This is a genomic window from Proteus mirabilis ATCC 29906 (assembly GCF_000160755.1).
Classification (GTDB): domain Bacteria; phylum Pseudomonadota; class Gammaproteobacteria; order Enterobacterales; family Enterobacteriaceae; genus Proteus; species Proteus mirabilis.
Window position 1 is genome coordinate 324,687 of the sequence record NZ_GG668577.1, and the last position, 2,954, is coordinate 327,640.

At 36.4% G+C, this 2,954-nt stretch carries 6 protein-coding genes; 5 read left to right on the forward strand and 1 reads right to left on the reverse strand.

Translation table 11 applies throughout. The features are described from left to right. The 5 genes from HMPREF0693_RS18765 to ymcF form a co-directional block, all read left to right on the forward strand. Nucleotides 1–262 (forward strand): hypothetical protein (locus tag HMPREF0693_RS18765; RefSeq protein WP_036932310.1); only part of this gene is annotated, 262 nt, incomplete at its 5' end. Between the two features lie 30 nt (nucleotides 263–292). Beyond that, entirely contained in the window at nucleotides 293–934 is a 642-nt protein-coding gene (locus HMPREF0693_RS07990; protein ID WP_036932293.1) for a recombination protein NinG, read from the forward strand. Nucleotides 935–983: 49 nt separating this feature from the next. Continuing rightward, on the forward strand, nucleotides 984–1,382 hold the full coding sequence (locus tag HMPREF0693_RS07995) for an antiterminator Q family protein (protein ID WP_004244725.1): 399 nt from the start codon (nucleotides 984–986) through the stop codon (nucleotides 1,380–1,382). A 339-nt stretch (nucleotides 1,383–1,721) separates the two neighbouring features. Further along, nucleotides 1,722–1,934, forward strand: a complete 213-nt coding sequence (gene cspE / locus HMPREF0693_RS08000; protein ID WP_004244726.1) for a transcription antiterminator/RNA stability regulator CspE — start codon at nucleotides 1,722–1,724, stop codon at nucleotides 1,932–1,934. A 7-nt stretch (nucleotides 1,935–1,941) separates the two neighbouring features. After that, entirely contained in the window at nucleotides 1,942–2,082 is a 141-nt protein-coding gene (gene ymcF, locus HMPREF0693_RS19485) for a cold shock small protein YmcF (protein WP_419894627.1), read from the forward strand. 657 nt (nucleotides 2,083–2,739) lie between these two features. Here the strand turns inward: ymcF and HMPREF0693_RS08005 are convergent. After that, nucleotides 2,740–2,954 (reverse strand): carboxymuconolactone decarboxylase family protein (locus HMPREF0693_RS08005; RefSeq protein ID WP_004244727.1); only part of this gene is annotated, 215 nt, incomplete at its 5' end.

Below are 2,954 nucleotides of genomic sequence, written 5' to 3' on the forward strand. Positions count from 1 at the left end.
AGTTGTTATCGATATTAAAAATGGTGTCGGTGAAATCGTTTTATCAAAGCCCATCACTAATGAGGAAACTCATGAATATTTTGTTGGACATTGGTTAGGGCGCAATGAAAACGGTGAGCGTGAAAAAACCAGCAAGATGGATAAAGCAAGGATGCTTTACATGATGGAGAAACATGAACAATGGTGCATTGAGAAGGGAATTCCGATCATCATTCCTAGCAATTCTGAATATATGAGTTTGAAAAGAAATCAAGAGGAATAATTGCTGATGAACAAATCAAAGGAAAACATAATGAAGTCGCTAAGGCGACGGCGCTGTAAAATATGTAGAGAATGGTTTCACCCCAAATACAGTAATATTTGGTGGTGTTGCCCAGAACACGGCGCAGAACTGGCAATAAAACGAAGGAATAAGGAAAAAGAAAAAGCGTTAGTAAAACTCAAAAAGGCACAAAGAGAAAAGGAAATCAAAGCAAGAGACAAACTCAAAGCCCGCAAATTAGCAGTAAAACCTACCTCATATTTTATCAAACAAGCTCAAACTGCGTTTAATCAATACATCAGACTCAGAGATCATGATGAGCCCTGTATTAGTTGTGGTGAAACTAATCCCCCAGATTTACATGGAGGACAGTGGGATTGTGGTCATTTTTTATCTGTGGGTTCACACCCTGAGCTGAGATTTGATGAACGTAATGCATATAAGCAATGTAAATCATGTAATGGCGGAGCAGGACGATTTACTCATAAAAATGCCAGTGTAAGTCAAAAGTATGAGGAAAAACTTATCGAAAAATTTGGTCAAGAATTAGTTGATTGGTTGCGAGGGCCTCATGAGCTTCCGCATTGGCGGCGCGAAGATTATATCCAGATACGCGATAAATACAGAGAGAAGGTGAGGCAATTAAAACGAGAAAGAGAGATGAGGGCGTAAGTGATTAATCAATAGGTAACAAGGTAACAAATGGTTTGGAGAAGTCTGTATGAGAGATATGCAGGAAGTTTTATCACGTTGGGGTGCGTGGTCAGCTAATGAGGGAAATAGTATCGATTACTCATCAATTGCCGCAGGTTTTAAAGGATTAATTCCAAGCTCAAGACGAAGCCGAGAGCAATGTTCAGATGATGATGGCTTAAAAATAAATAAAGCGGTATTACATTTAAAGGTAAATAATAGTTACTTGTTTCAGTTGGTTATTATGTACTATGTGAAGAATTATCCTTTGCGTTCAATGGCTTCAAAACTCGGCATTTCTCATAACGAAGTGGCTAAGCGATTGCAGACAGCGGAAGGATTTATTGAGGGGTGTTTATCGGTTGATAACGTAAAATTAGATATGGATAAAATAATTAGAAAACACCGCATTTATAGTCTTGCGTAATTACAAAACACAATATATTGTGTTAATAATGATTTCAATGTTACATGATTATCTATTGAAAACCTCGTGAGTATAGCGGGGTTGTGTTTTTTAGGGGCATATTTAAGCTGATTTATCGTTAAAAAATAAAGTTTGCTATCTGAATTTTTCTATGGCTTAATAGCGTCACTGGTTTGGAAGTACAGACCTATTTATGTTAGTAAGTTTAAAGTTGTTCCCGTTTAGCGTTATCCTCGATACCTCTTCATTGTGAATTCCTTCTAATTAATTCCCATAAGTAAAAATACAAAACAAACCGCATATGCCTTATGGCAAATTAAATAAATTAAAGGAAATTCTATGTCTAATACAATGACTGGCACAGTAAAATGGTTCGATGAAGGTAAAGGTTTTGGTTTTATTACTCCAGCTGATGGCAGCAAAGATGTCTTCGTACATTTCTCTGCAATCCAAAGTGATAGCTTCAAAACATTAGCTGAAGGCCAACAAGTTTCATTCACCATGGAAAATGGTATGAAAGGCCCAGCAGCAGGCAACGTGGTGGCTCTCTAAAGGCGCTATTACTATTCGCCTCTATTTTAAATGCCCTTGTTGTAGCAGTTCACAATATAGAACATCACAATTTGATGTCACAGTGAACAATCCACACGGCGCAAAATGTATTTTTTGCAAAAGTGTGATGACAGCTCAAATGAGTTAAGCATTAAATAGTTGAATATATAAAACCTCGCTTCGGCGGGGTTTTTTTATATAAAAAAAGGCTGACGCACTAGGGGATGTCGGCATAAGTCATTTGCAAAAAGATCGATAATGAGAGCAATGTGTTAGGACTAAATGAAGCCTAAACATTTATGTAAATAATAATTATTATCATTAATCTGTCAATATTATGACGTCATTTTAAGTCAAAAAATTAATATTAATTTAATAAAAAAATGCCGACGCGCTAGGAGCTATGTCGGCATATAAAGTAAACGCAAGAAGTATGTCGTACTTATTCGTATCCTACTCGTCAAAGTTGATACAATTGTAATGATAATTATTCTCATTGATATATTCAACCCTGAATTAAATAAGGTTACTTTGTAGCCTTTTCGTCTACGCCGACCACAGAATCAACATCCACTTATATCGTTCACACAAGAGCTGTGAGTCGGCACCTTATTGATTAAAGCCCTCGTTAATTTAATCGAGTTTTATTTTAAAAGAATTAGGTATGGAGTATTTACTCTGAAGAAGGGAATGAAAATCTCAATGTGTAATGATAAGGTTCTTAAATAATAATAGACCCCAATTATTTTTGGGGTCATATATTGAGATTATTGAATTAATATCCCTGATATTGATTTATTACGAATTAATTTTCAGGTGCAATAGCATCCAATACTCGAGCAGAATAAACCATCGCAGCACCTGCATTTAATGCAACAGCAACACCGAGTGCTTCTGCAATTTCTTCATGACTAGCTCCCAGCTTTAAAGCGGTGTCAGCATGTACGGCGATACAACCATCACAGCGTGTTGTGACTGCAACTGCTAATGCGATTAATTCTCTTGTTTTTGCATCTAAGT

Coding starts and splice junctions, on each gene's coding strand:
- HMPREF0693_RS07990 (WP_036932293.1), top strand. CDS start 293: ATGAAGTCGCTAAGGCGACGGCGCTGTAAAATATGTAGAGAATGGTTT.
- HMPREF0693_RS07995 (WP_004244725.1), top strand. CDS start 984: ATGAGAGATATGCAGGAAGTTTTATCACGTTGGGGTGCGTGGTCAGCT.
- cspE (WP_004244726.1), top strand. CDS start 1,722: ATGTCTAATACAATGACTGGCACAGTAAAATGGTTCGATGAAGGTAAA.